The organism is Paenibacillus sp. FSL H7-0331, assembly GCF_001956045.1.
This window is the reverse complement of sequence record NZ_MRTH01000048.1, coordinates 1-26394: the sequence shown is the minus strand read 5'-3', so window position 1 is coordinate 26394 and position 26394 is coordinate 1. Positions and strand designations below refer to the sequence as shown.

The following is a 26394-nucleotide window of genomic DNA, read 5'->3' as shown; positions in this document are numbered from 1 at the left end:
TTTGCTTAACATTGGGGTGACACTGCGATGACATTGCAACGTTATGCTTATCAATGGTTCTAATACATAGGTCAAATAAGTACAACAACTTGAGGAGCGTGAAGGTTCGTGATTTATCATCATCCATTTTTTAAGAGAGTTTTGACCGGAATATTGGCAATGGCGGTTCTACTCCCGTACATTCCAGCATCCCTTTCATCCTCGTCCACCGTTTCTGCCGCACCCGTGATTCCTGCGAATCCTAGCGGTGTCGTCATGGTAGAAGATTTCGAAAATGTCAACTTGGCTGATTTATATTTGGACCAGGCACGCATTTACAGCGCCAGTATGTCACTCGAAACGAATCCGAAATACGTTCGTAACGGGGCAAAATCCTTACGAATTGATTATGATTTTATTGGAATTACAGATAATCCCTCTCAAGTTGCTGTGGGGCCGGCAACTCAATTGCCGTTGACCAACAGGGTTCCCAAGAAAATCGGGATGTGGGTATACGCCAATAACGAAGGACATGGTCTAACCAGTAAGTTCTACATTCCTAGTGGAAGTTCTAGAACCTATGAGATAAGGGATGAAGTGACAGGTATAGACTGGAGTGGTTGGAAGTATGTAGAAGCACCAATAGGGGCGGATATGACTGTACCGGGCACTCTGGCTTTTTACTTCCAGATGAAGGAAAGGCAAATGAGCAAAAAGAATAAAGGCTCGATTTGGATTGACGACGTCAGGCTCATCTATGATGAACCGGTTAGTGAAGATATGACCGTGCCTGTGATCTCTCCGACTTCACCGACACCAAACCAGACTTTGAATGCACCTATCTCCAGTATTACCCTGTCTGCGGACGACGTTGGATTGTCCGGGAATGGACAGTCTGTTACATCCGCGACCTACGCCTCGGGCATCGATCCAAACTCGATACGACTGTCCGTGAATGGACAATCTGTTTCATCGGCGACCTACGCCTACGATCTGAATAATAAATTGATTACGTATCATCCAAACACACCGCTTGATGGCGGCTATTATGAAGTGCATGCAACAATTAAAGATAAATCCGGTAATCCCGCAACAGCAGATTATTCTTTCAACATAGAGCATGGGGTACGGTATACCATGGAGGCACCAGAAGAATCACTCAGCAGTGAGATTTACCGATTGCAGCTCGGAGCGAAGGATGTAGGCGCAGCCAAGAGCGCACATGTTAAGCTCAAGTTCGACCCCGCGACTTTGCAAGCGAAAGCAATAACAGGGCGTTCCGACTTGACCAACGTGCAGACCAATATCGATAATGTAGGCGGTTTTGTTACGTTTAACGCAGATGGATTGCAAGGAAACAACGTGCAACCTTTGGCAAGCATCGATTTCGAATTCAGTAGAACGGCCAAGATGGAACGTGGCGAGATGTTTAAACAAATTCGCATGGCCGAAGGCAGCTTCGGTTATACTGGCGGCACTTCGGTAAATTCCTTCGCCGCTCCGATTAACTATAAGATCGGGTTCCCATACAAAATGGCAATCAAAGGAGCAGGTTTGCAAACGCAGAGCGTAATCACTGTTACAAATCACTCTGGAGCACCGGTTGCAGGAGCGGCGATTGAATTCAATGATGCAAACGGTCCTCAGACCTATGTGACCGTGACAGCTGCAAATTCCAAGATATATAAGAGCGCTGACAGCGCGTCCTCCGTGTTGCTGACGGTAAAGAAAGATCAGCAATTTTTCGCAACAACAGGAAGTACTTCCGGATTTGTAAGTGTCTTTACGCCTGATGGAACCAAGAAAGGTTTTATACCTTCCGCTGATGTTCAGCAGAATGATCTTAAACAAGGCTTGGGCTTAACGGATTCCAAAGGAGAAATTCTTACGTCGCTCTTAACCCTTGCGATAGGCACTTGGAGAGTTCAAGCGGTAAAGGACGGCAGCACCAGCGAGAGTATGAACATGGAAATTGTTTCTCAGTTTGGTGACGAAAACCCGCAATATGTTCAAACCTTTGTTAACGAAAATATGGGTACAATGATGAGCGTAGGATGGCAAACTGCACCTAGAGTTCAACAAACCACAATTCAATACGTGAAGGATAGCGATTTTGCTAATGCATCAGAGAAATTAATCGAGCAGGTCGCGAAATACGAAGTACAAGTAATGCAGAATGTTAATAACGGTCCATTGGGCGAAATAAAGTTCCATAAGGCGCTGGTTACTGGCCTCGAACCAAGTACGAAATATCATTATCGGGTTGGCTACGAAGGACATTGGAGTGCATGGAACGAATACAAGACAGCGGATTCCGCACTGGATAAGCCCGTTTCTTTCGTATACGTAACGGATTCGCATACCAAAGGTGATAATGGGCTTGAAGCCTATCAAAAACTGCTCAAAAACGCTTTCGCAAATTACCCGAATGCCCAGTTCATTATGCATGGTGGAGACATTGTTGACGACGGAAAATTGTCAGATGAGTGGAACCAGTTCTGGAAAGCTTCGTCGTTCTACGCAACCTCAATTCCATCGGGTTACACAATGGGTAATCATGATGTTAAAGGTGAAGGCAAAGAGGTTTTTGTCAAGGGATTGGAGCTTCCAAATAACGGACCGGAGAATCAGAAGAAATACGTATATTCTTTCGATTCAGGCGAGGTACATTTCACCGTGTTGAATTCCGAAGCAGACGCAGTAACCATGGCCAAGCAAGCAGAATGGCTGCGCGAGGATATCAAGAAGAGTGATAAAAAATGGAAAATGGTTATGTTCCATAAGCCCGTTTATCATACCGAAAGCGGACGCAGCGAATTAATTGAAGATTCACGCACCTATTTCGCACCGATACTGGAAGAATTGGAAGTGGATTTGGTGCTGGTAGGCCACGACCACGTCTACTCGCGTACGTATCCGATGAAAAAGGGCAAGCCATTGTTGAATGGAGAGCGTGGGACAGTCTATTTGGACGGAGGAGCATCTGGCTGGAAGTTCTACGATGGAACAAAGTATGCGTATCTTGATTTCATGTTCGATGATGACGTTCCGGTATACTCTGCAATTCAAGTTAGCCATGATAAGATCTCTATTCAAGCCCACACAGTAAACGGGGATATGTTTGACAATTACTCTATCGAGAAAAAGGATGCAGCAGTAACAAGTGTAAGCGTAAGTCCAGCATCAGCTAGTGTGGTTCAAGGCGCAACGCAGCAACTGACAGCTGCAGTAACCGTAGTGAGCGGAGCCAAACAAACAGTAACATGGACAAGCAGCGATTCGAAAGTAGCCGTTGATGCAAATGGATTAGTAACGGTTGCAGCAGATGCAGCGACTGGCAACTATTCCATTACAGCAACGTCAACCGTTGATTCAAGTAAAAAAGGAACAGCGACGATTACAGTAATAGCAGCACCAGTAGTAACAAGTGTAAGCGTAAGTCCAGCATCAGCGATTGTGGCTCAAGGAGCAACACAGCAACTGACAGCTACAGTAACAGTAGTAGGCGGAGCGGAACAAACAGTAACATGGACAAGCAGCGATTCAAAAGTAACCGTTGATGCGAATGGATTAGTAACGGTTACAGCAGATGCAGTGAGAGGCGATTATACCATTACAGCAACATCGACCTTTGATTCAAGTAAAAAAGGAACAGCAGTGATTAATGCAATACCAAGAAGAAGTTCACCATCAACAGGATCACCATCAACAGGTACTCCAACAACAGATACACCTTCAACAGGTACTCCATCAACAGGTACACCTTCAACAGGTACACCATCAACAGGTACACCTTCAACAGGTACACCAACGCCAAAATCATTCTTCAATGAAAAGGTTAATATTGATTTAATCAGAGCTCTAGTAGAAAAAGAAAAAACTGCACCCGCAGTAACATTCAAGGATGTACCTGCAAATGCCCAATACGCTAAAGCAATCGTATTAGCGGCTAAGCTTGGGATCATTGAAGGGTATGCGGATGGTTCGTTCCATGCGAGTGCTACGGTAACTAGAGCAGAATTTGCAACGATATTAGTAAAAGCGCTTGGTTTAGTGTCAGAAGGTGGTTCCAGCTTTGAGGACACCAAAGGTCATTGGGCGGCAAATACAATAACTATATTAAAAGCAAGTGGCATTATTAACGGTTACCAAGATGGAACGTTCAAACCGAATGAGTCTATCTCCAGAGCAGAAATAGTGGCCATGCTTTCAAGAGTAATGAACACTACTTTAGTAAAAGAAGCTAAGTTCAAAGATGTTTCGGGTAACTGGGCAGAGGGTGAGATTAATACGTTATCCGGTATGGGTATCGTACAAGGTACAGACGATGGATCGTTTAAACCGAATGCTAATGCTACTAGATTAGAGTCGCTACTCATGTTAATGCGCATGCTAAACGTCAGTCTAGGTCATACACTAGACTTAGAGTAATAATCGATATCACTCATACGGTAGGTACTGTTAATTCAGTGCCTACCGTGTTTTTATGTTTTCCCTCAAAAGCCTAGCTCTTGCATCAATCAATTGACCGGTTACCCAGCGGCTGTCCGATGAGGCAAGAAAGGCGCAATATCCGCCACATCTTCAGGCTCTCCCCACCTTTTGAAGGTTGAAAGGCCAGCAGCAAATTTCTGTTCATTGGGATCTCGCAACGTTCCGGCATTCATCTCTGTATTAATAATAATAAGGCCTTGTTGGTGTCGCCGGACACTCCAGGTTACTACATTTTCATTTGTCATACACTATATAACCCCTTTTTTCATGTTAAAAATAATAAGTTGCTGATTTACCCTCATTCCAAAAGGCTGCCGAGTCAATTGGCAACCTTGCATGAGATTTGATTGTTGAACAGATGCAAGTTCCCCCACAAAGCAAGTTTTCTCGCTGTACCAGCGTTTCTTTTCCTTCTGTTCTCCACGCTGTGCGTCATTACCCTTTCTAGGCAGCTTGACATGATTACACATTGTGGAATATATTTAATAATACCCTTAATTAAGGAGGTTCTTAATTGGCTGCAAAGGACTCACTCAGCCTCATCTTCGCTGCGCTCGCCGATCCGACACGCCGAAACATCCTGACCAGGCTGTCACAGAGGCCCGCGACAGTCGGGGAGATCGCCGAGCCCTTCGAGATTAGCGCACCCGCGATCTCCCAGCACCTCAATGTGCTGGAGCGAGCAGGACTGATCGAACGCACAGCGAACGCACAGTGGCGGACCCTGTCGATGCGCACCGAGCCACTCGATGAGGCATCGGCCTGGGTCGAGAAACACCGCCATGAGTGGAACCAGCGCATCGACGCACTGGAAGAACACCTCAAGACCATGATCGAAAAGGAGGAACAATGAACATGAACAAGACCACATCCGAACCGGAGTTCACCATCACCCGCACCCTGAATGTCCGCCGCGAGCTCGTGTGGCGCGCCTGGACCGAGAAGAAGGAACTCGCCGCCTGGTTGCCTTCGACACCTCTGGAGTCCATCTCCTTCGACGTCCGCGAAGGCGGACGCTACCGCTATACAATGGTCAACGTCGAGACCGGCGAGGAGTATCCCACCGGAGGTGTGTTCCTCGATGTCGTACCTTTCGAACGGCTCGTTTTCACCTGGGGTTCCCCCGATGATCCCATCGAGAATTCCCCTGTCGTGACCCTAACCCTCACCGAACAGGGCGACCGCACCGAGATGATCTTCCACCTGCGCGGATTGGCCGGTCACCCCGGCGATAAGTACTTTTACGACGGCTGGTCCAATGCGCTGGACGATCTGATGACGCACCTGCATAACCAGAAGCAGTAGACGGCGAGCAAGAACAGAAAAGGAGCCTTCATGGCTCCTCTCCTCTCAAAGTCGAACAGATCCTCTACGCAGACGGCTGCTCGCAAGATGCATACGGCGGCATAGGCCAAGTCCCACCGACCGACCGCGGCGGCGGATGCGACGCCCCCCCACCATGGTCCTCGTCGACTTGGGCATCGGGTGTCCGATCGGGACGCCTGAAAATCTCTACTCCGAGATCCCGAAGCACCTGGATTTGACTTTTTTCATTTTGATCCTTTCTACCTCTAGTTTTCCCCAAAAAAAACAAGAGCTACATCTAGTTCTCCTCTTTGCTTGAGTGTTGTGGACATGGTTGCCTGCAGTAGGTGGGAGCGATCGTACTGTAAGCTCTTCATATCGATACGTCCATCTGTAATCGTCATATAATGTGCCTCTTTACATGGATCGTCAGGTCTGCGATACGAGATGCTTCCCGGATTCATCCACAGTTCCTGGTTGCTTAGATAATGAATAGCTCTCCGATGCGTGTGGCCGAATATCATTCGTTTATGTTCCATGCTAGTAATCGGTTCCTTGGTCTGCTGTTCCCAGAAGCTATAATAATGATAGAGACTCGGAATGGTCTCGTAATTGTTGTACATATGCTGCATGGTATATCCAATAGAATCCATAGTGAATGCAAGTGAATGAGGCAGATTTTCCAAAAATTCAATATCCGCCTCACTAAGCTTTTGAGCATTGTCATGCGCCCAAGTTCGCTCTTCAAGCGAAACATTCCACAATTGATCTTTGTTGCGATATAAGGCAGCTACACGCTCATCATGGTTTCCCTTCACGCACAAAGCCTTATGCTCCGTAATCCATTGTAGTACTTCCTTGGGAAAAGGTCCATAATCAACCAAATCTCCTGCACAATAAATGACATCACTGTCTTTTTCTTGTTTCCATATGTTTTCTAATGCATAAATATTGGCGTGGATATCGGAAATAATCAGTGCCTTCAATGAGCGTCATCCCCTTAATATGTGATAAAAGAACTTAAAATTGAGCTCAAAATCTATCTGACAAAATATCTTTACAGGCCATTATCACTTCATCAACCGCTTGTTTATTTATTAAATATTGAGCAGCTCCATCGCCAACTTTTACTAAATAGAAGTTATCATTATAAGCATAGAAAGTTACTGTCTTTTCTCCTTTTTTAGTTGTATATGCTATCGTAGTTAAAGGATTTCCAGGCTTTTCTACAGGTTCAATAACCGCATCAAAACTTAGTCCTATTATCATTTCGTAAAAATTTCTTAATTGATCAACCTCAACCACTTTACCGTTAAATATTCCGCTTTGTTCTTCTCCTTGAGTTGCTTGACCTCTTGCTAAGGGTAATTCTTTATGATTAATTGTTACATTGAATTTCGAAGATGAGGCTTCTATTGAAATTTGATCACAATCAACAATATTGATTAAAGCTAAAAAGCGATCTATAAACTGAATGGGCTCAAATGTAAGTAAGGAATGGATACTTTCTCGGTTTATCGAAAATATATAGTTCTTGTCAGCAAATTTAGCATAAATGATATCTCCGCTTGCATCACCTAACATGAGATGGTAATCATTTTTATCATCTTGAATTTTCAGCTCTAATGCAGGCACCGAAAGTCCGAAATGTCCCATGTCTAACGGCTTCTCATCAACTAGGGATAATACTTTTATCGTATTATTAGTCAAATTGGTAGTACCCCCAGGTAATCCGAAAGTCTTTTTAGCAAAATCCTCCAAGTAAACATCTCTGTCAAGTACAGGATACTTCATAACTAAATGATTAGTTGGTAAAAGATGTGCTCCGGGTAAAGATGCAGATGTAGACTCTTTATTTTGTTTTGCTTTTAGATCTAAAAAAAGCTTTCCTGATTTAAGGATCTCAATCGACTTTAAGTTTTTTAAATTAATTTCAGGAATTTTTTTGTCAAACAACTCGTTTATACTTACTAATATTTTTTTTGCATTACCGCTATTCATTAAATAAATTCCCTTTTCATTGTTAATAACAACATAATAATTTGTCTGATCCGGAGTTGGTTTACCTATTTTTATAGTATGAGTTCTACCATTATTAAGAGTAAAAGTCACATCAGCATTTGCAGGTTCTAACCCGAATTGCTTTAAATTCGTTGCATGTTCGTCAAGCAAATTGAATTTGGTTAAAGCACTTACAGCAATATGGTTTAACAAATTCTGGTCAACCGGAAAGTCCGGCTTGGTTTCCAAAGCCCAATCTATACTCTCGCTACCCGAAATCCCCTTTGTAGGTACCAATTTAATCGCACCAGCTGTGTTAACGATTTTAATTTCTTTTACAACGCTTTCACTGTCACCAATCGAAAATGTTGGTGTTGATACGGTAGTTGCCGCTGCCGCTGCTTGAGTTCCTTCTTTCTGATTGTTAGTTTGAATTGCAAATTGAATAATCAGCAGGATAACCAAAACTGCGACTACTGCGATAAAAAATATAATTTTCTTTTTCATTTAGCTATTTCTCCTTTTAGCCCAAACCACAATACCCGTAACTAAGATTATCAATGGAATAACAATTACGGTCACTAATGTGATGATAACCGCTTGTGCGCCGCTTAATTGTAATTGTGTAGCAGCATTAGGAGCTTTAGGAGGGATGTAGCTTCCGCTTTCTTTGCCTTGAGTCCAATTTATTGAATTTACTAGGAAATTATAATTCGTGCCTCCGGATACGGAGTTGGATTCAGGTGATATTAACGTATCTGTACCAATAACGACTAATTTTGTTTCCAAATACGATTTCGTATTCGTAAAATCCGTAATCATGACTGCCAAATTAAATGGCCCCGACATATAGTCATTCGCTTTTTCAACACTTTGAGCTGAACTATTTTTAGCATATGACTTTGCTGAACTGGTTAATAACGGAGTAACTTTTAATGAATTTCTCTTAATATCATTTTGTTTTATGCCAGTTGCTACCGGCAACAATACTTTGTATTGTTTGTCTGCCAAATTTTGGGTGATTTCATTGGCTTCCAGGTTAGGCAGCAATACCGTAGGTTGATTTGGTAAAGAATGATTTGTATTTGGTTCTATGATCACTTTATTGTCTACAGACACTCCATAGGCACCTACAACTGACATTAAATTAGGAAAAGCAGAAGTAGTAAAATTAAGTGCAAAAACCGCTCGTCCTCCATTTTGTAAAAATGTTTTTACTTTATTTACCATATTTGATGTCCAGTCTTTGGCAGGTGTTGTTACAAATATTAAATTTGCTTCCTTTGGAACATCTTCTGTTAATAGATTTATATCTTTCCTATCATAATTGGCAAGTTTAATGGCATCAGTGAGTTTTTCTGGCAAAGATAGCTCACCATTGCCTGTTATACTATAAATGATATATGTTTTATCACTTGTAACATTTTCAATAGCATTCGTAATTTGAGGCTCAACATCGATGGACTGCACGTATTCTTTATAGGTTTGCTGGTCAAATCCGATTGTAATCATTTGCCCGGCATCTATTAATTTGAACTTATTTGTTTTTCCATTTTCCACCACAACACTGTTACTTGAAACCGCTTGCGACGGGTCCGATTTAAATTTTTCCACAAGCTGCGGATATAAATTGGGATCTTTTACAGCAACCTGAATGTTACTGTTATATTTTGTATAATCAAGGATAATATCTTTAAAATCAGGATTTTCACTCCCAGGTTTTGTAAAAACATAAATATGTATGGGGTCTTGTACTTTTTTAATAATATCTATTGAATATTGGGATATGGAGTATGCTTTGTTTTTACTGACATCATAACTTAAATTTAAACTGGAAAAGATTAAGTTTACAATGATCAACACCGCTAAAACGACTATTGCTGTTAATGTTGAAAATGCTCCATATCTAAATTTTTTATTATTCAAGGCATGAATTAAATTCGTCATTATTACCTCCACCTTCTCTTTTCAATTCCATTTATAGTTAAATAGGTGAACGCAATAAAAAAGGTAAGGTTATAAATAATGTCAGATACATGTAAAACGCCTCGCTGAAAATTAGTAAATCTGTTAAACACGGAAAACCATTGTAAAACATAAGCAATTGTACCCTCAAATAAGTTTGGCTTTATGAAATATAAAACAGCTTCTACGGCTAAGAATAAAAGGGTTATACAAACGGCTACAGCTTTATTTTTCGTACTGTCGTATACGATGACTCCAAATATACCTATTATTGCTGTAATAAAAAATATGGAGCTCATTTTATCAGCTGGCAGTGCTTTTGCTAAACCGTCCATGATAAAGAACAAAAATACCGTTGCAAATGTGATAACCGCAGCTATGATTTGGTTTTCAGTTAAAGACGATACAAACATGCCAACACTAATTAAGCTTAAACCAAACAAGATAAATCCCAAATAACTAACAACGATGAGCATCAGGTTAATATCTGAAAACAGTATTAATATGATAGGAAAGATGAATGTAATTACCGTACCTATACATAATACAATCGAAGCAGCTACAAATTTGCCCACAGTGATATCCGTAATTGAAACAGGCGACGTGTATAATAATTGGTCTGTTTTTAATTTAGCCTCTTCCGCAAATAACCTCATGGTCAATATGGGAATTAAAAATAAGTAATAAACCGCAATACTTGTTAATACTCCTGAAAAATCTGCTGATTGTGCACTTATATTTCCAATTACAAAATATACCGCTGAAAGTAATAATAAAAATGTCAAGAAAATATATCCTGACATGGTAGTAAAATAGGTTCTTAATTCTTTTTTAATTATGCTTGTCATAATGGATCCTTTCTCCTGTTGCTTCTAAGAAAATTTCCTCCAGGGAAAGATTAAGCGGTTGTTGTGTTAATACCGGTAAATTATTTTTTGACATAGCATGAAAAATAAATTCTCTTATATCTGTGTGATTGTCGCCCTCAAAAATAACATCCAGTGTATCGCATTCTTTGCTGCCCACTATTTGTACATGCTTGATCAATGGAAAACTGGCAATCGCATGTTTAATTTCTGCTTCTGTCCCTTTAATACGAGACAACAATTTAGAACCTTGTATCAAGTTATTTGACAATTTGTCAGGAGTGTCGCTAGCAACAATTTTGCCTTTATTTATAATGATCACTCTGTCACAAACTGCACTAACTTCTGAAAGGATGTGTGAGCTTAATATGACGGTATGTTTAGTACCTAATGTTTTAATAACGTCGCGCATTTCAATAATTTGTTTAGGGTCTAACCCTACTGTAGGCTCATCTAAAATAATGATTTCAGGATTACCTATCATAGCTTGTGCTAAACCAACTCTTTGCTTATAGCCTTTAGATAAATTTTTTATTAATCTATTAGACACATCCATTATCCTTACCGTATCTTTTATTTCTTTAATCATTGCCTTTTTTTGACTTGACTTGACTTTTTTTATATCAGCCACAAAGTTTAAATATTCATCTACTTTCATGTCAAAATAGAGCGGTGGTTGTTCAGGCAAATAGCCTATTTTAGATTTAGCTTTTTCCGGCTCATCCAAAATATGATGTCCCGATAGGATAACCTCACCTTCTGTTGAAGCCATGTATCCGGTCATCATGTTCATTGTAGTCGATTTGCCTGCTCCATTGGGTCCAAGAAAGCCTACTATTTCTCCATCGGCTATTGTAAAACTTACATGATCTACCGCTACATGTTTTCCGTAATGCTTCGTTAAGTTTCTTACTTCTATCATAAGTACCTCCTGAATTAACCTTTTATACCACCAATCATAACGCCTTTTACAAAGTATTTTTGGATAAATGGATATACAAGCAAAATAGGTAAAGTTGTAATAAATACCATCGCCATTTGAATTTGATAGGCTGGAGGAACTGTACCCGTATCCACATTAGTGTCGGCGGCTATCGTTGTACTTAAAATATTTTTCAAGACTAGCTGTAAAGGCCATTTGTCCTTGGTGTTTATAAAAATAGATCCATTAAACCAAGCATTCCAGTGATCTACAGCATAGAACAAACCAATTGTGCTTATAGCTGCCATAGATAGCGGGAATATAATTCTGAAAATCATTTGTATCTCTGATAAACCATCAATTCTGGAAGCATCAATAATTTCTTGTGGAATCGTTTCAAAGAAGCTAATCATAACAATGACGTTAAATGTATTAATAAGTCCGGGTATAATTAAAACCCATATCGAATCGATTAAGTTTAAATTGATATAAAGAATATAAAGCTGCACAATACCTGGTGGAAAAAGCATGGTAAGCAATAAGAAAAATTTAACTGGTTTTCTGTAAGGTAAATATTTTCTTGATAACGGATACGCTGTAACTACTGTAAAAATTAAATTTAAAGCTGTACCTATGACCGTCACAAACATAGTTACATTAAAACCCGTCAAAAGTTGACTGTAATTAGCCAGATATTTATAGGCTGCTATATTAAAACCTATCGGAAAAATAGTTATTGATCCTGTGTTAGCAGCAGCCGTAGAACTAAAAGAGATAGCAATAATATTAATAAATGGATATAAAATAGTTATACAGAAAATGATTAGTAGCAACCCATTAAAGTAACCGAATATTTTCTCACCTGTTGTTCGTCTTGTCATCTTAGCCTCCTACCATATGCCATGTTCTTTATCCACATATTTGACTATTTTGTTTACAGCAATAATCAAGAGTAAACCTACAACTGATTTAAATATGGTGATAGCCGTTGCAACTCCATAGTTGAAATTATTCTGAATACCAATACGTAAAGCCAATGTATCCAAAATATCCGCAACAGGATATACAGGTGGCGTATAGAACAAGTAAATTTGCTCAAATCCCGCGTTAAGAATACCTCCTAAATGCAAAATCAACAGTACAATAATCGTTGGTATCATACATGGAAGTGTTATATACAGGGCTTGTTTAAATCGGGAACACCCATCAACAATTGCCGCCTCATACATTTCTGAATCTATTCCGGATATGGCAGCCAAATAAATAATGGTACCCCAGCCTAGGTTTTTCCATACTTCGGTAATGACCATAATGCTTCTAAAATATATGGGGTCTGCCAAAAATATAATTTTATCTTGATGAAGCAGCTCAACTAAAACATAATTTATGATACCTTTAGAAGAAAGGATCCCTGTCAATATACCGGCAATGATTACCCATGATATAAAGTGAGGCAAATACGATATGGTTTGGATTATTTTTTTAAATTTAGTACCTATGACTTCATTGAGTAATAATGCCAAAATAATGGGGCCGATAGTTCCAAAAATAAGTTTATATACACTGATTATGAGCGTATTACTTAAAGCGTTTACAAAATTGTTGTCTTGAAACATGAAGCGAAAGTTATCTAAGCCGACCCACGGACTCCCGAATAGACCTTTACCAATTTTGAAATCTTGGAAAGCCATTAAATAACCAACAATAGGCACATACTTAAAAATGATATAAAATGCGAGCCCAGGCAATAAAAGCATATAAAGTGAAAAGTGCTTCTTGATATTTTGAACAAACATTTTGGCATCTCCTCTTTACTAAACGGAGTTTATCTTTTAGTCAATGAGTGCAAGGACAAAATGTACTTTATCCTTGCACTTGTAAGTTCTACAATAATTCGCTTACTTTACTTAGCGTTTTTAGCATATCTTTCGTTTATTTCTTGAGACATGACATCGCCTTTTAACAATTTAAATTGTTTTTCCCATTCAGCCCAACCTGCTTCTAATTCCACTTTACCTGAAACAATTTGTGTAAATATTTCAGTTGCTTTAGCTGTAATTTGTGTTAATTGTGCATCCGTTGTAGGAGTTGAGAAATAGATGACTCTTGGTTGAGTGGATAATCCTGTATTAGCCATGTTAGTAGCTGTTTCTGCTGGCCACAGGTCTTTCCAGAACTCTCTTTGCCCCTCCATATTGCCGATGGTGTAAACGTCCCAAGCCCCATCTTGTCTTAAACCTTTTAAGTCTTTAGTTAGTTTATATTCATTACCTGATTTGGTGTAATCTTTACCTTCAACACCAACTGTCATTAATTTGTCGCTAGAGGAGGTAAAGTCAAAAATTCTTGCAATACCGTCCAAAACATCGGCACTTACTTTTGAATTCACAGCCCATATGCTAGAGAAACCAACAGGCAAACCATCATTATTTTTTTTAATAATGTTTCCATAAGCGGATACACTTTTTGCTATTCCAGGTGCTGGTGGAACCTCTAGAACAACGACTTTAGCATTAGGTGTCTTTTCCTGGATAATAGCTAAGTCTGCAGCAGCACCCGACGAAACTCCCTGATATACACCGACTTTGCTGTTTCTTATAAGTTGAGTTTTACCATTGTTTGGTTGATAGGTTACAAATTCAGGGTCAACTATTTTGGCTGCAACTAATTCTCTGGCAAAACCGATTGCTTTTTTGTATTCAGGCGTTATTTGTGACCAAACTAATTTGTTGTCAGCCGTTTTCATCCAATCTGCGTAAGGAACACCGAAAGGTGCTAATGCGGGTTCCAAACCACTTTGTTTATCAAAAACAGCGCCGTAAGTATCGCCATCTTTACCATTTTTGTCTGGGTCTTTTGTTGCAAACTGTTTTAAAACTTCCTTATATTCATCAAAGGTCTTTGGAGTTTTTAAACCTAAGTTATCCAACCAGTCTTGTCTAATAAATACTGCGCCATAACCAACATCTCTTGGTGTAGGTAATATGTATAAACTGCCATCTGCATTTACAAATTTGCTTTGCATCTCTTTATCATAAAATTTTTGAACATTAGGCATTTTAGGTAATAGATCAGACATTTTCTTTAACAAACCGTTTGCGCCAAAGTTGTTAATCATCCCAATTGTTGTTGTATCCGTACTAGCATGAACGATATCAGGTGCCGTACCACTGTTAAATTGTAAGGTGATTTTTTGAACATAACTATCGTCCGGCATTTCTTGAACTTTAATGACCGTGTTTGTTTTTTTCTGCAATTCTGCTAATACGGGGTTGTTTGTTCGGTCACCATCTGCATACACGCCTTTGAAACCAATATTGATTGTTGGCGCAGGCCCTGCAGGAGTTGAAGATGATCCAGAAGGTGCAGGTGAAGCCGTAGTACCACCAGAGCTGGAACATGATGTCATCATAGCAACGGTTAATCCAAACGTAGCAACTTTACCAAATAAATTGAAACTCTTACTCATTGTAATTCCTCCAAAAATTTATTTGTTAGGACTTGATTTATCTATTGAAATTCCACACCTTCAGTGACCATATCCTGCCGAAGATGCCCAATATAATTCAATAGTCGGAGACTTACCGCACCGTCATCCTCTATATCAACCCTGGCAATGGCGGCATGTGAGAAGCTGAACCGGTTATGGTCGCATGGATCGCATCCCAGCAGGTCGTTAAGCATAACGGAACCAAACGCCGCATGGCATACAATAGCAATCGTGACATCTGTGCCTTCATGAATTTTTCTGATAGTCGCCATGACACGTCTCGCGCGATCATAGGTTTTCTCTCTCGTTTCCGCTTCTAGAGCAGGCTGCCAAATATCCGGCCAATCGAAGTTCCCTCCTGTTTGTACACCGGGGAACAGCTCTCCTAATTTAGATAATAGCGGGTAATGCTCGCTTTGGGCGGCTTTGTTAGCAGCTGCTTCTTCAGCATGGTGCTCATAGCTCCCTGCACCTACCAACTCACGCATCAGTGGCCAGCCTCTGCGATCCGTTTCAGACAACGCCGGATACACATACCAAGCTACGCTCCTTCTTCTATGGATCGCTTCTGCTGTTTGAAGTGCTCTTTGCAGAGTACTGGAATAAATAACATCCAGTGGCAGCCAATTGGCGAATTGTTCTCCTACACACGCTGCCTGCTCCAATCCAAGCTTGCCCAGCGGGTAATTAGGCCCGCCTGTATAGCCCGGCTCTTGATTCGCTGGCTGGGCATGCCTGACTATATACATTCTTATGGTCATACTCCTTCACGAACCTTTCCTACTTTTCTTCAATCCAGAAAGATGATGTTCCATTCGTCCTTTATGCCTTCAATCACCCCCTTCTTTATTAAGATATTCACTTTATCATTTAGAGTCCATTAAAGCGTTTACATTGATTTGGTACGACAATTCATCTAAATGATTGTTTGTTTTTCATATGGTTGAAATGTGCCATGCGCGTATCGCTGCTGCCGCTTCTTCGCTCAGGCTTTTATTTGATCTCGTTACATGACTCATTGGTATTCCACGTAATGCCGCAAGATACTTCGCAGTTGCTGTATAGCCCAAGCCAAGCGCGTCATTTAAAGCTACAAGCTTCTTGTGAGTCTTGACAGCCACGTCGGAATGGGTTGTTGCTTCGCGCCATAGCTGTATCACGACGTCAGCCGCAGCCGTTGCCGTAATGGCCATGATGCCTCTTGCACCGAGATGAATTGCATCCAACATGTGCTGCGTATTTGCTTGGTAGACGATACTATTTGGAGCACCCTTGATTTTCGCCTCAATACCTTCGATCGTACAAGTCGTGTCCTTTATCCCTACAATTCCATGATTAACAACAAGGCTGCTGTACACATGTGGATCGATAAGATGCGGCTTATTTAACGGACACTCATACAAAATGACGGGCACAGATGATCGACTGGCCAGATCAGCAAAATATGCACCAAGCCGTTCTTGATTTTCACCCATTCCTTTTGGAGGAATGAAAACCACACCTGACACGCCGGTCTCCTCCATACGGCGCAATTCTTCAGCGTGGTTGCCAGTGTCGGGGCTGACGTTGGCAGTAGCGACAACTGGCGTATTGCCTGCTCTCTTCACAGCAATTTCCGCAAGGGACAACCGTTCATCCAAGGTCAGCATCCCCATCTCACTGCTGCCGCAAACTGCAAATAGGCCGTTTGGCTGCATGGAGAGCTGCCAATCTACATATTTATCGTAGCAGTTCCAATCTATACTTCCGTCTTGCAGAAATGGAGTAAGAAGCAATGAATACACACCGGAGAATGGATTGTTATGTTTCAATTCATGAACGTTTGACATACTATCACTTCCTCAATATTCGAAATTTAACCTGCAATGTGCACCGCCGCCCGCCCAGTTCGAAATATGCGTCACAGCCTATAGTTCTTACTCAGCCGCACATGAAGTTAAGTGCTTATTCGTTTAGAGTAAGCCGCTCGACGTAGTATAATCCACCCCCGGATTGGCGTATCTGAAGGTGTGATTCGCTTTAGTAACCTATCTACTCCAATAACTGTTTCAATCGCTCCAAGTGCTGGGACGTCGAGACGGCGGCCATCGAATGGGCGTCAGTACCCAAATGGAACACAACTCCAATCTCTTTGCCTATACGCCAGTATCGTTTCGAAAACTCCGGATCGGCGAATAAAGCCGGCACATTCAATTCCCAGGCAACCTGGCTTCGTTTCCCCTTTTTCAGTATATCCCCCAATTCGTTATCAGTGATCTCCTTCGTAACGAGCGTCTTGTCTTCGAAACAATGAATAAATCTGCCGATAAAAGGATGGGCTATGCAATCGGCCCTACTTGTAGCAAATAACGACTCCAGCACTTGCAGCGCATGCTGCACATACCCTCGCGGTGACTTGTCTTCGGGGTGTTCCCAGTAATCGAGGTGATAATGATTGTAGGCATACAGGCGGTAATCCAAAGCTTCATTAATGACAGGCGCATCGAGAAATTTGCCGACACCGTATGCTGACAACTCGGAGGCGTACAAAACTTTTAGATCCGTGCCGCATTCCTCCGCTTGGTTCTTTAACTCGCGATTCGTGTCCAGTATCGGAAAATCTCCACTGTTATAATGATCGGTAAACGCGATGACCCGAATGTCGTCCTTCACTGCCTTGTTCACAATATCGCGAGCAATCATTTCAGGTTTGGCACAAGGCGAATACGTAGTGTGAATATGCAGATTTTGTTGGATTAATCGTTCCAAATCGTAGGTTTGATCCATTTTGTACACATGCTCGCCTCCTTTCATTTTTTATTTTAATCAATAAGATAATTTGTTATGAAAACACTCATCTTGTCAAAACCGAGGAGTCTTTTTTTAAAAAATCACTTAAAGTATTTCACCAAGTGTTCGTAGGCTTTCACAATGCCTTGCTGGTCTTTCTTGATGGCACCTTGGAACCGATGATCCTCAAGTTCGATGCAAATCGCTCCTTTGTAGCTCTAGCGACACTTCCGTTACCTATAATTCCCAGCAGCCAATTGAGTGAATGCCACAGCCATCGTTCCGCTGCAGCCTACTCCCAATGCCGAGATCAAAGCTGCAATGAACGAATCTTCGGCTCCAGTGATATCGATGGCTCGCGCAACAGCTCCTGTCGAAACAAATGTACGTAATTGAATTCTAATCCACATGGCGCCTTTTTCACCCAAAAATAAAACAGCAGGGTTTGCCTACTCGATCCGACAATTGAACCCTGCTGTAATTATTTCGTGTTGACTTTCTTGTAGGAGGGAGAAATTCTTAAATACTGAGCAAGACCTCGACTTCATTAGTTTTTACAATCAATCCTTGAAATAAGTCAATTCTGTTGCGGCTATCGACATAATCAATGACACCAATCACATCAATGTGGGCAGCCATCCGATCCAGCTCCGGTATTTCACAACTCTGTAATCCATCTCTCCAACTGCTTCTCAGTCAGCAACATTGGATATTTCCCCCATACTTCGTTATATACTTTAATGATTAAGATAATATGATTATAACAAACGTTTTTTTGTATGTAAACTAATTTATAAGCGCTTTCATTCATACATGGCTAGTCTAACATTGAGGAATTACTCTTGCACGAGCATCATGCATAATGCAGGGTAAACTGGTAAATGCCTCTCCCTGTATGTCAGGTGTTTCATCATACGGAACCGGAATGACCATATCACATAGAACTTTTAAACGCCCTTTCATCGTTATTTCGTCTTTTCAGTCTCTTCGGTCAGGGGAATCGAAATATGTCCCCTCTTACCCAAAGTTCACATCATAGACTTCTCTTATGGTGACCGGATTCTTTCTGGTGGTGCGTTCCAACGTATTGAAGATAATCAGCCTTGTAACGTTCGGCTTCATGTTCTGCCAGAACGTCCCCAATGGCCCTCCGAAATGCTAGGGCCAAGAAACTATTACGATTTTCTGATATGCAGCTAGCCTGCTTGTTCACTAATTAATCCAGGTAGAGTCTCATTAAACCATGGTTAAACCCGATCAATTCAACTGATTGAAAAGATTAATTATTCTATGAATACAATATTTTCGTCTGTATTAACGGAGCAAACAATCGCATCAAATCTGCAAGTAACTGATCCATCTTGGGTTAATGAGCTACCCTCTGCGATCATTGAATCCTATAATATCGAGTCCGTACAAGAATCTGACAATGCGGTTTATTTTCGAGCACAAATGTATTCGTACATACAGGATAAATATGTATGGATAGTCGGAGGATTCAATTGGTACAAGGCTCACACTGATTTTAAGGGGACTTAACAAGTTTGTACAGGCTAAAGAATAAAGGTCTAACTGATGGGTTAAATCCATTACATGGAGTGACGGGTATGCTAGGCTGTCTAGTTTGCAATGCTCCCAAGCTTCACAGCAATCTTCCTTTAAAAAACTGTGATCAAAATTGATTTGGTTCTCATTAACCAGAATGTAGGGACATTTGTGTCATTGGACATCATTTAGTGTCATACACTATATCTCTCCTTTTTAGAGTTTATAAAAAAATAAGTTTAAAAAAACCGCCAATGGCGGCTCGATTTTTAAAATCATCAATTTGAAGGAAATGCTGCATCTTGCTCATTCTTTACAGCCTGATACTACTCGTTTTCGGTTGACAAGAACTTGATGTCATAAATGACAAGAACTTTATCCCATTCCCGAACGTCCCACATCTTATTAGCGTAATCTGCCACATTCGAAAGTCCTTTTACTGATGTTTACGATGCGTAGCGGTCAAAATGTGGTTAGGAGACTCCTATCGGCTTCTTTAAAATGGCTTAACGACCATAAGCACCAATATGGTAATAATCAGCAGCTGTGCAGCCGTCTCGATTGGTACGATCTTTTTTATCAGCAGTCCGAACTCGGCGGGTATTTCATTACCCTGGTCTTGATTTTCAGATATGATCTTTATGATCTTTTTCATACGCGGCTCGATCCATCCGTCGATCATGACGACCATGAGCAGCGATAAAAGGATGGATACATTCAGCCACATTTGGGATAACCCCATCTTGGTTATGAACATAAGCCAAACCCCGGTTAAAATAAGTACGGATCCGCCAATTTTAGGTATTATGGCAAGTTTGGTCGTTATACCAAAAGCAAAGTGCAGTTGGCCGACGGTTCTAGCGGATCTTCGAATGATGGGCATCCCGAAAGCGGGGCCAATTATGGCGATCGAAGCCAATATATGCAAAACGAGCAGTAATCCAAACAAACCTATTATCCCCCTTCTCCTCAGCGCGCCGTAATATTGCTTTGATAGGCTAGACCGACCCTTTTTCTTTTAAACGCTCCTCCGAGCTCAAGATGGTCCAACATACATGTTGCGACATCGTCATAAGCAACATTCAGCTCTTGAAGTCGGCTGAACAAGTAACCGGCTATATCTGCCTCGGAATATTCCTTGATCGTCTCCGGAATCGTAACGGGCAAGGTTTCCGTTGTTACATGTAGATGAACCGGATCTGAATGCTCTCTCGAATCAATCATTGTTCCCGGACACATAATGGACCAATCGAGTTGAGTCTGCTGTAGCCTTTCGAAATTCCGGTTGTGATTTCTATACTCAGGCGGGAAGCCGGGTAAATTGTTGCCGATAAGATCCGTATATGGAATATCCAGCAGGCCAGCTCCTCCCATTATCCATACCCGCCCAGAGAAACTAGGTTGGAATTCACATTGGCTTATAATGTTATCGACGATACGAACAAACTCTTCTCCCTGGCCCGCATGGCCGGCTGCAACAATAGCGGCGTCTTGATGCGCGAGCGCCTCACCGACGCTCACCGGGTCCATAATATCGTCCACGATCACCTTCACATGCTTTGCGGAATGCTCACCTAGTTGATCATAAAGCTTCTCAGAATTTCGCACAAATGCGGTCAATTCATGTCCCATTTTTATCCCTTGAACCAACACTCTTTTCCCTGTATTCCCCGTCGCTCCAAAAACAATAATTTTCATTGTTCTTTCCTCCTCTTAAATGGACCCCAATATTTGGTTAACTCCAGCTTAGCATCGCTTCAAAATTATGTTAAGAACCCACTTTAAAGTAGGGTACTTACTTAAAGGTAAGCATGACAGAAAGGGATACCATAATTATACGCGGAGATCGGGAGGACAGGAAAACTCTATATACAGATTGGCGACAATTCTACACTATAAGGAGTTTTATTATCTCAAACCCGATAATTAATTTCATATCAGGAGTGCGACTGTAGGTAACCAAAAGCTGCCCGGAATCCCGTGGCAGCTTTTGGTTTGAGTTGATTGAATTAGTGTACAAGTTCATCGAACCAGCTTTATGACGCTGACTCTTCATATTTCCGCTTATTATGATTTTCTCCCCAAGCACACATGATTTCTGCTACAGGAATCAATGTTCTGCCGTATTCACTAAGAGAATATTCTACTTTTGGAGGGATATCAGGGTAGACCGTTCTATCGACTATGCCTTCTCGTTCCAAATCTCGGAGATGTTGTGAAAGCATTTTTTGTGAAACATCAGGTATAAGCTTTTCCAGATCGTTGAATCTCTTTTTGGATTCAATCAAATGCCATAAAATCATTGGCTTCCATTTGCCACCTAAAACATGAATGAGTGTCTCAACTGGACATTCACGCTGATGAATCATTGATAAATCATCCCCTAACTTTTAAGTAAGTGCATTACCTAAAATTAACATAACAAAATTTTACGATAGCGCTACAATCAAGTCAATCACTGAAACTAAAAAGGATAACGACATTAACGAATTCAGTACTCACCTCTGCCCTACAATCCGTCGGGAATGGGATAAAGTTCTTGTCATTTGGTTTCAGAAAGTAATCGACGGAATAGCTCGGCTAAACTCCATCATTAAACAGTGTTGCCACAGCGGCACCGAGAAGGATGACATATTATCAGAAGATCGTATCGCAGCACTCGAGCAGGAACCCAAAACACTCCGGAATTTGTCTAAGCGAAACATATGGGAGTTTTGGCGGTGGTGCATATGCCTTCTGCCGGTATAAAATGATAGAGTAGCTTGGACCGATTGCTGAAAGGAGTAGGACAGATGAATATTACCCACGATTTTATTGATGAACAGTTCCGGACGTTCCTATTGGAAACGTATTGCGACGGCCGGGATTTGATTCGAACAAGTGATGTGGAAGGAATTGGCGAACTGCAAATCTCGCACAAAGACATCACAAGCTTGAACGGACTGGAGCATTTTACGTCGCTGGATGTCCTGAATTGCGCATACAATAAGCTGACTGAGCTGGATATTCGCCGCAACACACGTTTGGTGGACTTGAAATGCGACGGCAACGAGTTGAATGCGCTCAACACAAGCCACAATTCCGCGCTAAAGCGGCTGCACTGCAATTCCAATGCGATTTTGGCGCTGGATCTGTCGGCGAATGCGGCGCTGGAATCGTTGGATTGCGGATACAACCGGATCCGCAATCTGGACGTGAGCCAGAATCATATGCTGACGGAGTTGATTTGTTACTGGAACATCTTGTCCAAGCTTGAATTGGAGCGTAATCCGCTGCTGCGCCATCTGCAGTGCGGCTATAACGCCTTGTTTACCTTGGAGTTGGACCATCACACGAAGCTGGAGAAGCTGGACTGCGGCAGCAACCATTTGATCCAACTGCGGGTGACGAACTGTGAAAATTTACTGGAACTGCGGTGCAATGGTAATCATTTGACCGAATTGGACATTAGCGGCAGTCCGAGGCTGGAAAGCTTGCGCTGTTTTCAAAACCATCTATCGAAGCTGCAATTGAACCACCCTGAGCTGGTCGAAGTGTACTGCTCGGATAACAAAATTGCGGTACTGGACACAAGCAAGGCTCCAAAGCTGGAACGGCTGGATTACGCCAACAACCTGATTCGGGAACCAGACCATACCGTAAAAGGTGTTGGGACATTTATCTATGATGTGTCGGTGTCAGACTACAAGATGACACTGCCGTTTCACGGATCCGACATTCACCTTACAGCAGCAGTGCGCACAAAGGCGGAAATGAAACGGCTGTCACCGGTCGTGAAGAAAGCATGGGACAACATGGCGACGTTGCATGATCAAGCATTGACACTCATTGCAAATACGCATCTCGATGAGGATGTCAGCACACTGGTGCTGTCTGAGCTGGTGTTCGAGGAGCTTGGCACCATTCGACTTGGTTACGATGCAGGTGAAACGCCGGCAGGACAGCTGCTCATCTACGCTGTCTTTCAGAAAACGTTTCAACTCGACGACACACTTGTGTATGAAACATATTGACGGATGATACAAATGAGTCCGTTTGCCTGGACAAGCGAAATAGCAGAAGGAGAAAGCCGCTGTTTGGACATGCAAGCGAAAGTTCGGCGAGCTCCTTAGGTGATTAAAACGATATTTATGTTTGGAACCATGAAGATGATAGTAGAATATGGATAAGTTCTTCTCTATCAAGTTTTATAAGACTAATGGAGTATGATAGTTTAACAATAAGGGGTTTCACATATTAGATATGACTAGTATGTGAAACCCCTTATTTAATGTTTCTGGAACTAGCGAGTGCTCGATCAAGATCAAGCTGGACATATTCCCTCTGTCCATTTCTACTTCGTTTTGGTGAAGGAAGTAAATTGATTTTCTCGTAATAACGGAATGTGTCTTGGCTGAGTCCAGTTTTTAGAGAAATCTCAGCTATCGTGAATGGTTGTTCAATTTTCAATTCCTCCTTTCGCTTGTCTTAATAGTCTTGAATATTACAATTTGGAGTATACTCCATGTCAAGTACAAAACATTAATGGCTCAGCATAACATTCAAGTGGATGTAATCGTAGCTGATCTTTCCCAGGAACATGCAGCTCATACCGTCTATGATCAGGTAAAGCAATTGCAGCGAAAGGTAGATCTTTTAGTTAATAATTCGGGAGTGGCATCTTATGGCTACTTTGATAAACTGCCTTTAAAAAGGCAACAGAATGAAATTAAATTAAACGTTTTATCTGTCGTCAGCCTTACGCACCTCTTTTTGCAAGACATACTTGAACGCCATCAAGGAGCCATTATCAATGCAGCAGCAGCCGGTTTTCAATTGATGCCCTTCATGGCCGTTTATGGTGCAACAAAGGCATTTATTATTTCTTGGAGTGAGGCATTATGGGCAGAAACAAGAGAGAAAGGCAAGATGTCGGTTATTGACGGGAGAGATAATTACTGGAAGGCACAAATTATTCGTGTAATATCCAACACGAAACGAAGCTGTCCCGCGCAGCCGTTTCATGGCTTTGGGGACAGCTCCTTCTTATGCTCGCCGACCGACACTAGGCAGGAGGAGCCAGAACCAAAGCGTCATCAAAAGATACACCCGCCGAGGTGGTCCTGAATCCGATTTTCCCTGCTGTCAATTCCGTTACAGGATTGGTCCATTCCGTCTTTAATGCCCCATTCACATAACCTTTTATGGCAGTGCCTTGAACGGAGGCCTTAATCGTATACCACTGGTTCGCCTGAGTTGTGAAAGAGGTGCTGGATACTAGGGTCAGTTGTCCATTCACGGACTTGTACAACTCCAGTTTTTGATTCGATACATTGATTCGATACATATAATAATTATTTTCATTCTGCACCCTGAATATAATGCCTGCATTGGCATTGGCGATGGGCATTTTCACTTTGGCTTCATACGTATAATCCGTCCATGCATCACCGGCGGTAATGAGGGCAGTGGCTGAATTATTTTGGGTCAAAACTTTCGTGCCGTCTGTTGTCACACTCCAAGAACCGGAAGCAGACGCCCACCCTGTCGTATTTCCATCTTCAAAATTGTCGCTGAATAGGAGGATTGGGGTAACAGTTACATCGTCAAAATGGACGCCTGCCGAGGTGGTGCGGAATCCGATCCCTCCTGTTGTCAGTTCTGTTACAGGATTGGTCCATTCCATTTTTAATTCTCCATCCACATAACAGAAAATCTTGTTACCCTTTATAACCGCCTTAACCGTATAGAACTGCTTCTCCTGGGCTGTGAACGGAGTATTGGCTACAGACGTCAGTTGTCCGTTCACGGATTTGTACAACTCCAGCTTTTGATTCGATGAATTAATTCGATACATATAATAATTATTGGCGTCCTGAACCCTGAAGACAATGCCTGCATTGGCATCGGTAATGCCCATTTTCACTCTGGCTTCATACGCGTAATCCGTCCATGAGCCGCCGGCATTGGCGGTAATAAGGGATGTGGTTGTCTGGCTGCCGCTGGACAGCACTTTATTCGTGCCGTCTGTCGGTACGGTCCAGCCGCCTGTAACGGATGTCCATCCTGCCGTATCTCCGTCTTCGAAATTGTCGCTGAACAGCGGCTTGGAATTGGCAAAGTTGATGCCGTTTACATTGCTATTAACGGTAACTTTCAAGTCGCTGACATTCCCGGAAATTCTGGATTGCTCAGATCCCAGCTCGCGAACATTAATGTTCTTTAATACAACATTGTTTACATCGCCGGAAGTACTAGTAGAAACTCCAAGCCAATAGTTCCCGAATTGATTGATACCGACTCGTTCGATATCGATATTCTCAAACGTAATATTTTGAGCGTAACCTTCCTCCGGAAGCGTATTATATTGGTAACCATGATCAATCAGCAATGCCCGAGCGCTTTGATACACATATGAATTTCGGATGGTCACTCCGATCTGCGGCTGGGCTACTCCCATACCAATCTTGAAAGCCGCGCATCTTGTCCATGCAAAAGCGTCATCGAAGACCACATTTTCCAAATGTTCAAGCGCTCCCGGCCACCCTTTGGACATCCCCGTTTGCAGCCAGGTTTTAGTAGAATAAGTGTCATCATCCGATATGGCAATCGCATGTTTAACAAGCACGTTCTGACTCTCGTTTATATCGATAACATCATTCTCAATTTTGTATAAATCCTGGAATCCCTTGAGATTTTTTATGGTCACATTGTCGGAACGAACAACCATGAACGACCAGAAACCGCCATCCCGCAATATTAAACCATCAAATGTAAAATTTGTGGTTGCGATCGGAACCAGCAGGTTATTTAGGAATCCTTCATTTTTATTCGGTGCCGGCATCTTGCGCTCTCGCATCGCTATGCCTTTTCCATCAATAGTTCCCCGTCCCCGTATAGTGATATTGCTGGAGTCTACGGCAGTACGAATAAAATACGTTCCATCCGCATTTCGTGAATCCTTCCGAAAATCAATCACATAGTCTTCGCCCTTGCCTGTGCCGACAATGACAGCGCCTCCGGCCAGGTAAAAGGTCACATTGCTTTTTAACGTCAGGTTCCCGCTCTTATAGACACCG

At 41.9% G+C, this 26394-nt stretch carries 23 protein-coding genes and 1 pseudogene; 5 read left to right on the top strand and 19 right to left on the bottom strand.

The window, feature by feature from the left end; translation table 11 throughout:
• The first annotated feature begins 108 nt into the window (after positions 1-108).
• On the top strand, positions 109-4410 hold the full coding sequence (locus BK127_RS36785) for an S-layer homology domain-containing protein (RefSeq protein ID WP_076237667.1): 4302 nt from the start codon (positions 109-111) through the stop codon (positions 4408-4410).
• A 42-nt stretch (positions 4411-4452) separates the two neighbouring features.
• Here BK127_RS36785 and BK127_RS36780 read toward each other — a convergent pair.
• A pseudogene (locus BK127_RS36780) lies at positions 4453-4661 on the bottom strand (SDR family oxidoreductase); the annotation flags it as partial.
• A gap of 326 nt (positions 4662-4987) precedes the next feature.
• On the opposite strand from BK127_RS36780, the gene BK127_RS36770 reads away from it, so the two are divergent.
• Together BK127_RS36770 and BK127_RS36765 are read left to right on the top strand one after the other, a co-directional pair.
• On the top strand, positions 4988-5326 hold the full coding sequence (locus BK127_RS36770; RefSeq protein WP_076237665.1) for an ArsR/SmtB family transcription factor: 339 nt from the start codon (positions 4988-4990) through the stop codon (positions 5324-5326).
• Positions 5327-5328: 2 nt separating this feature from the next.
• Positions 5329-5778, top strand: a complete 450-nt coding sequence (locus BK127_RS36765) for an SRPBCC family protein (protein WP_144026666.1) — start codon at positions 5329-5331, stop codon at positions 5776-5778.
• Between the two features lie 64 nt (positions 5779-5842).
• On the opposite strand, the gene BK127_RS44170 is transcribed toward BK127_RS36765, so the two are convergent.
• From BK127_RS44170 to BK127_RS36685, 16 genes are all read right to left on the bottom strand, one after another.
• The gene (locus BK127_RS44170) at positions 5843-6058 is read right to left on the bottom strand and encodes a hypothetical protein (protein ID WP_179097732.1); all 216 of its coding nucleotides are present in this window, start codon (positions 6056-6058) and stop codon (positions 5843-5845) included.
• Positions 6045-6764 carry a metallophosphoesterase family protein gene (locus BK127_RS36755; protein ID WP_076237662.1) on the bottom strand — a complete coding sequence of 240 codons (720 nt, stop codon included), beginning with the start codon at positions 6762-6764 and terminating at the stop codon, positions 6045-6047. The genes BK127_RS44170 and BK127_RS36755 overlap by 14 nt, the downstream gene beginning before the upstream one ends.
• Before the next feature lie 46 nt (positions 6765-6810).
• The gene (locus tag BK127_RS36750; protein ID WP_076237661.1) at positions 6811-8286 is read right to left on the bottom strand and encodes a DUF4340 domain-containing protein; all 1476 of its coding nucleotides are present in this window, start codon (positions 8284-8286) and stop codon (positions 6811-6813) included.
• Positions 8287-9726 carry a GldG family protein gene (locus tag BK127_RS36745; protein WP_076237660.1) on the bottom strand — a complete coding sequence of 480 codons (1440 nt, stop codon included), beginning with the start codon at positions 9724-9726 and terminating at the stop codon, positions 8287-8289. It lies immediately after the preceding gene.
• 2 nt (positions 9727-9728) lie between these two features.
• Positions 9729-10592, bottom strand: a complete 864-nt coding sequence (locus BK127_RS36740) for an ABC transporter permease (RefSeq protein ID WP_076237659.1) — start codon at positions 10590-10592, stop codon at positions 9729-9731.
• The gene (locus BK127_RS36735; protein ID WP_076237658.1) at positions 10576-11532 is read right to left on the bottom strand and encodes an ABC transporter ATP-binding protein; all 957 of its coding nucleotides are present in this window, start codon (positions 11530-11532) and stop codon (positions 10576-10578) included. The genes BK127_RS36740 and BK127_RS36735 overlap by 17 nt, the downstream gene beginning before the upstream one ends.
• Positions 11533-11546: 14 nt before the next feature.
• The gene (locus BK127_RS36730; RefSeq protein WP_076237657.1) at positions 11547-12413 is read right to left on the bottom strand and encodes a carbohydrate ABC transporter permease; all 867 of its coding nucleotides are present in this window, start codon (positions 12411-12413) and stop codon (positions 11547-11549) included.
• A 9-nt stretch (positions 12414-12422) separates the two neighbouring features.
• Positions 12423-13328: an ABC transporter permease gene (locus BK127_RS36725; protein WP_076237656.1), complete on the bottom strand. Its 906-nt coding sequence runs from the start codon at positions 13326-13328 to the stop codon at positions 12423-12425.
• Between the two features lie 107 nt (positions 13329-13435).
• Positions 13436-15001, bottom strand: a complete 1566-nt coding sequence (locus tag BK127_RS36720; RefSeq protein ID WP_076237655.1) for an extracellular solute-binding protein — start codon at positions 14999-15001, stop codon at positions 13436-13438.
• A 41-nt stretch (positions 15002-15042) separates the two neighbouring features.
• Complete coding sequence (locus BK127_RS36715; RefSeq protein WP_076237654.1) at positions 15043-15771, bottom strand: histidine phosphatase family protein; 729 nt, start codon at positions 15769-15771, stop codon at positions 15043-15045.
• A gap of 186 nt (positions 15772-15957) precedes the next feature.
• Positions 15958-16851: a dihydrodipicolinate synthase family protein gene (locus BK127_RS36710; RefSeq protein WP_076237653.1), complete on the bottom strand. Its 894-nt coding sequence runs from the start codon at positions 16849-16851 to the stop codon at positions 15958-15960.
• 202 nt (positions 16852-17053) lie between these two features.
• Positions 17054-17788 carry a PHP domain-containing protein gene (locus BK127_RS36705; protein ID WP_256711604.1) on the bottom strand — a complete coding sequence of 245 codons (735 nt, stop codon included), beginning with the start codon at positions 17786-17788 and terminating at the stop codon, positions 17054-17056.
• A gap of 236 nt (positions 17789-18024) precedes the next feature.
• Positions 18025-18201 (bottom strand): hypothetical protein, encoded by a 177-nt coding sequence (locus tag BK127_RS43230; RefSeq protein ID WP_144026665.1) that lies wholly within the window; start codon positions 18199-18201, stop codon positions 18025-18027.
• Positions 18202-19832: 1631 nt separating this feature from the next.
• Positions 19833-20291 (bottom strand): DUF2269 family protein, encoded by a 459-nt coding sequence (locus BK127_RS36695; RefSeq protein WP_076237650.1) that lies wholly within the window; start codon positions 20289-20291, stop codon positions 19833-19835.
• Between the two features lie 14 nt (positions 20292-20305).
• The gene (locus BK127_RS36690) at positions 20306-21034 is read right to left on the bottom strand and encodes an NAD(P)-dependent oxidoreductase (protein WP_076237649.1); all 729 of its coding nucleotides are present in this window, start codon (positions 21032-21034) and stop codon (positions 20306-20308) included.
• Between the two features lie 338 nt (positions 21035-21372).
• Positions 21373-21705, bottom strand: a complete 333-nt coding sequence (locus tag BK127_RS36685; protein ID WP_076237648.1) for a winged helix-turn-helix transcriptional regulator — start codon at positions 21703-21705, stop codon at positions 21373-21375.
• Positions 21706-22128: 423 nt separating this feature from the next.
• Between BK127_RS36685 and BK127_RS36680 the strand changes: the two genes are divergently transcribed.
• Positions 22129-23349 carry a leucine-rich repeat domain-containing protein gene (locus BK127_RS36680; RefSeq protein ID WP_076237647.1) on the top strand — a complete coding sequence of 407 codons (1221 nt, stop codon included), beginning with the start codon at positions 22129-22131 and terminating at the stop codon, positions 23347-23349.
• A 250-nt stretch (positions 23350-23599) separates the two neighbouring features.
• Here BK127_RS36680 and BK127_RS36675 read toward each other — a convergent pair whose 3' ends face one another.
• A complete protein-coding gene (locus BK127_RS36675; RefSeq protein ID WP_076237646.1) occupies positions 23600-23785 on the bottom strand; it encodes a MerR family DNA-binding transcriptional regulator in 186 nt (61 codons plus the stop codon).
• 75 nt (positions 23786-23860) lie between these two features.
• Here BK127_RS36675 and BK127_RS36670 point away from each other — a divergent pair, with 75 nt between their 5' ends.
• The gene (locus BK127_RS36670; RefSeq protein WP_076237645.1) at positions 23861-24442 is read left to right on the top strand and encodes an SDR family NAD(P)-dependent oxidoreductase; all 582 of its coding nucleotides are present in this window, start codon (positions 23861-23863) and stop codon (positions 24440-24442) included.
• Here the strand turns inward: BK127_RS36670 and BK127_RS36665 are convergent.
• The coding region (locus tag BK127_RS36665; protein ID WP_076237644.1) for a 3-keto-alpha-glucoside-1,2-lyase-like domain-containing protein at positions 24381-26394 on the bottom strand (2014 nt) is incomplete at its 5' end. The two genes, BK127_RS36670 and BK127_RS36665, sit on opposite strands and share 62 nt — an antisense overlap.

Bases quoted from the DNA above. Each gene is read 5' to 3' on its own strand.
- BK127_RS36765 (WP_144026666.1), top strand. From the start codon at position 5,329: ATGAACAAGACCACATCCGAACCGGAGTTCACCATCACCCGCACCCTG.
- BK127_RS36750 (WP_076237661.1), bottom strand. From the start codon at position 8,286: ATGAAAAAGAAAATTATATTTTTTATCGCAGTAGTCGCAGTTTTGGTT.
- BK127_RS36745 (WP_076237660.1), bottom strand. From the start codon at position 9,726: ATGACGAATTTAATTCATGCCTTGAATAATAAAAAATTTAGATATGGA.
- BK127_RS36740 (WP_076237659.1), bottom strand. From the start codon at position 10,592: ATGACAAGCATAATTAAAAAAGAATTAAGAACCTATTTTACTACCATG.
- BK127_RS36735 (WP_076237658.1), bottom strand. From the start codon at position 11,532: ATGATAGAAGTAAGAAACTTAACGAAGCATTACGGAAAACATGTAGCG.
- BK127_RS36730 (WP_076237657.1), bottom strand. From the start codon at position 12,413: ATGACAAGACGAACAACAGGTGAGAAAATATTCGGTTACTTTAATGGG.
- BK127_RS36725 (WP_076237656.1), bottom strand. From the start codon at position 13,328: ATGTTTGTTCAAAATATCAAGAAGCACTTTTCACTTTATATGCTTTTA.
- BK127_RS36720 (WP_076237655.1), bottom strand. From the start codon at position 15,001: ATGAGTAAGAGTTTCAATTTATTTGGTAAAGTTGCTACGTTTGGATTA.
- BK127_RS36715 (WP_076237654.1), bottom strand. From the start codon at position 15,771: ATGTATATAGTCAGGCATGCCCAGCCAGCGAATCAAGAGCCGGGCTAT.
- BK127_RS36710 (WP_076237653.1), bottom strand. From the start codon at position 16,851: ATGTCAAACGTTCATGAATTGAAACATAACAATCCATTCTCCGGTGTG.
- BK127_RS36705 (WP_256711604.1), bottom strand. From the start codon at position 17,788: ATGGATCAAACCTACGATTTGGAACGATTAATCCAACAAAATCTGCAT.
- BK127_RS43230 (WP_144026665.1), bottom strand. From the start codon at position 18,201: ATGTGGATTAGAATTCAATTACGTACATTTGTTTCGACAGGAGCTGTT.
- BK127_RS36690 (WP_076237649.1), bottom strand. From the start codon at position 21,034: ATGAAAATTATTGTTTTTGGAGCGACGGGGAATACAGGGAAAAGAGTG.
- BK127_RS36685 (WP_076237648.1), bottom strand. From the start codon at position 21,705: ATGATTCATCAGCGTGAATGTCCAGTTGAGACACTCATTCATGTTTTA.
- BK127_RS36680 (WP_076237647.1), top strand. From the start codon at position 22,129: ATGAATATTACCCACGATTTTATTGATGAACAGTTCCGGACGTTCCTA.
- BK127_RS36670 (WP_076237645.1), top strand. From the start codon at position 23,861: ATGGCTCAGCATAACATTCAAGTGGATGTAATCGTAGCTGATCTTTCC.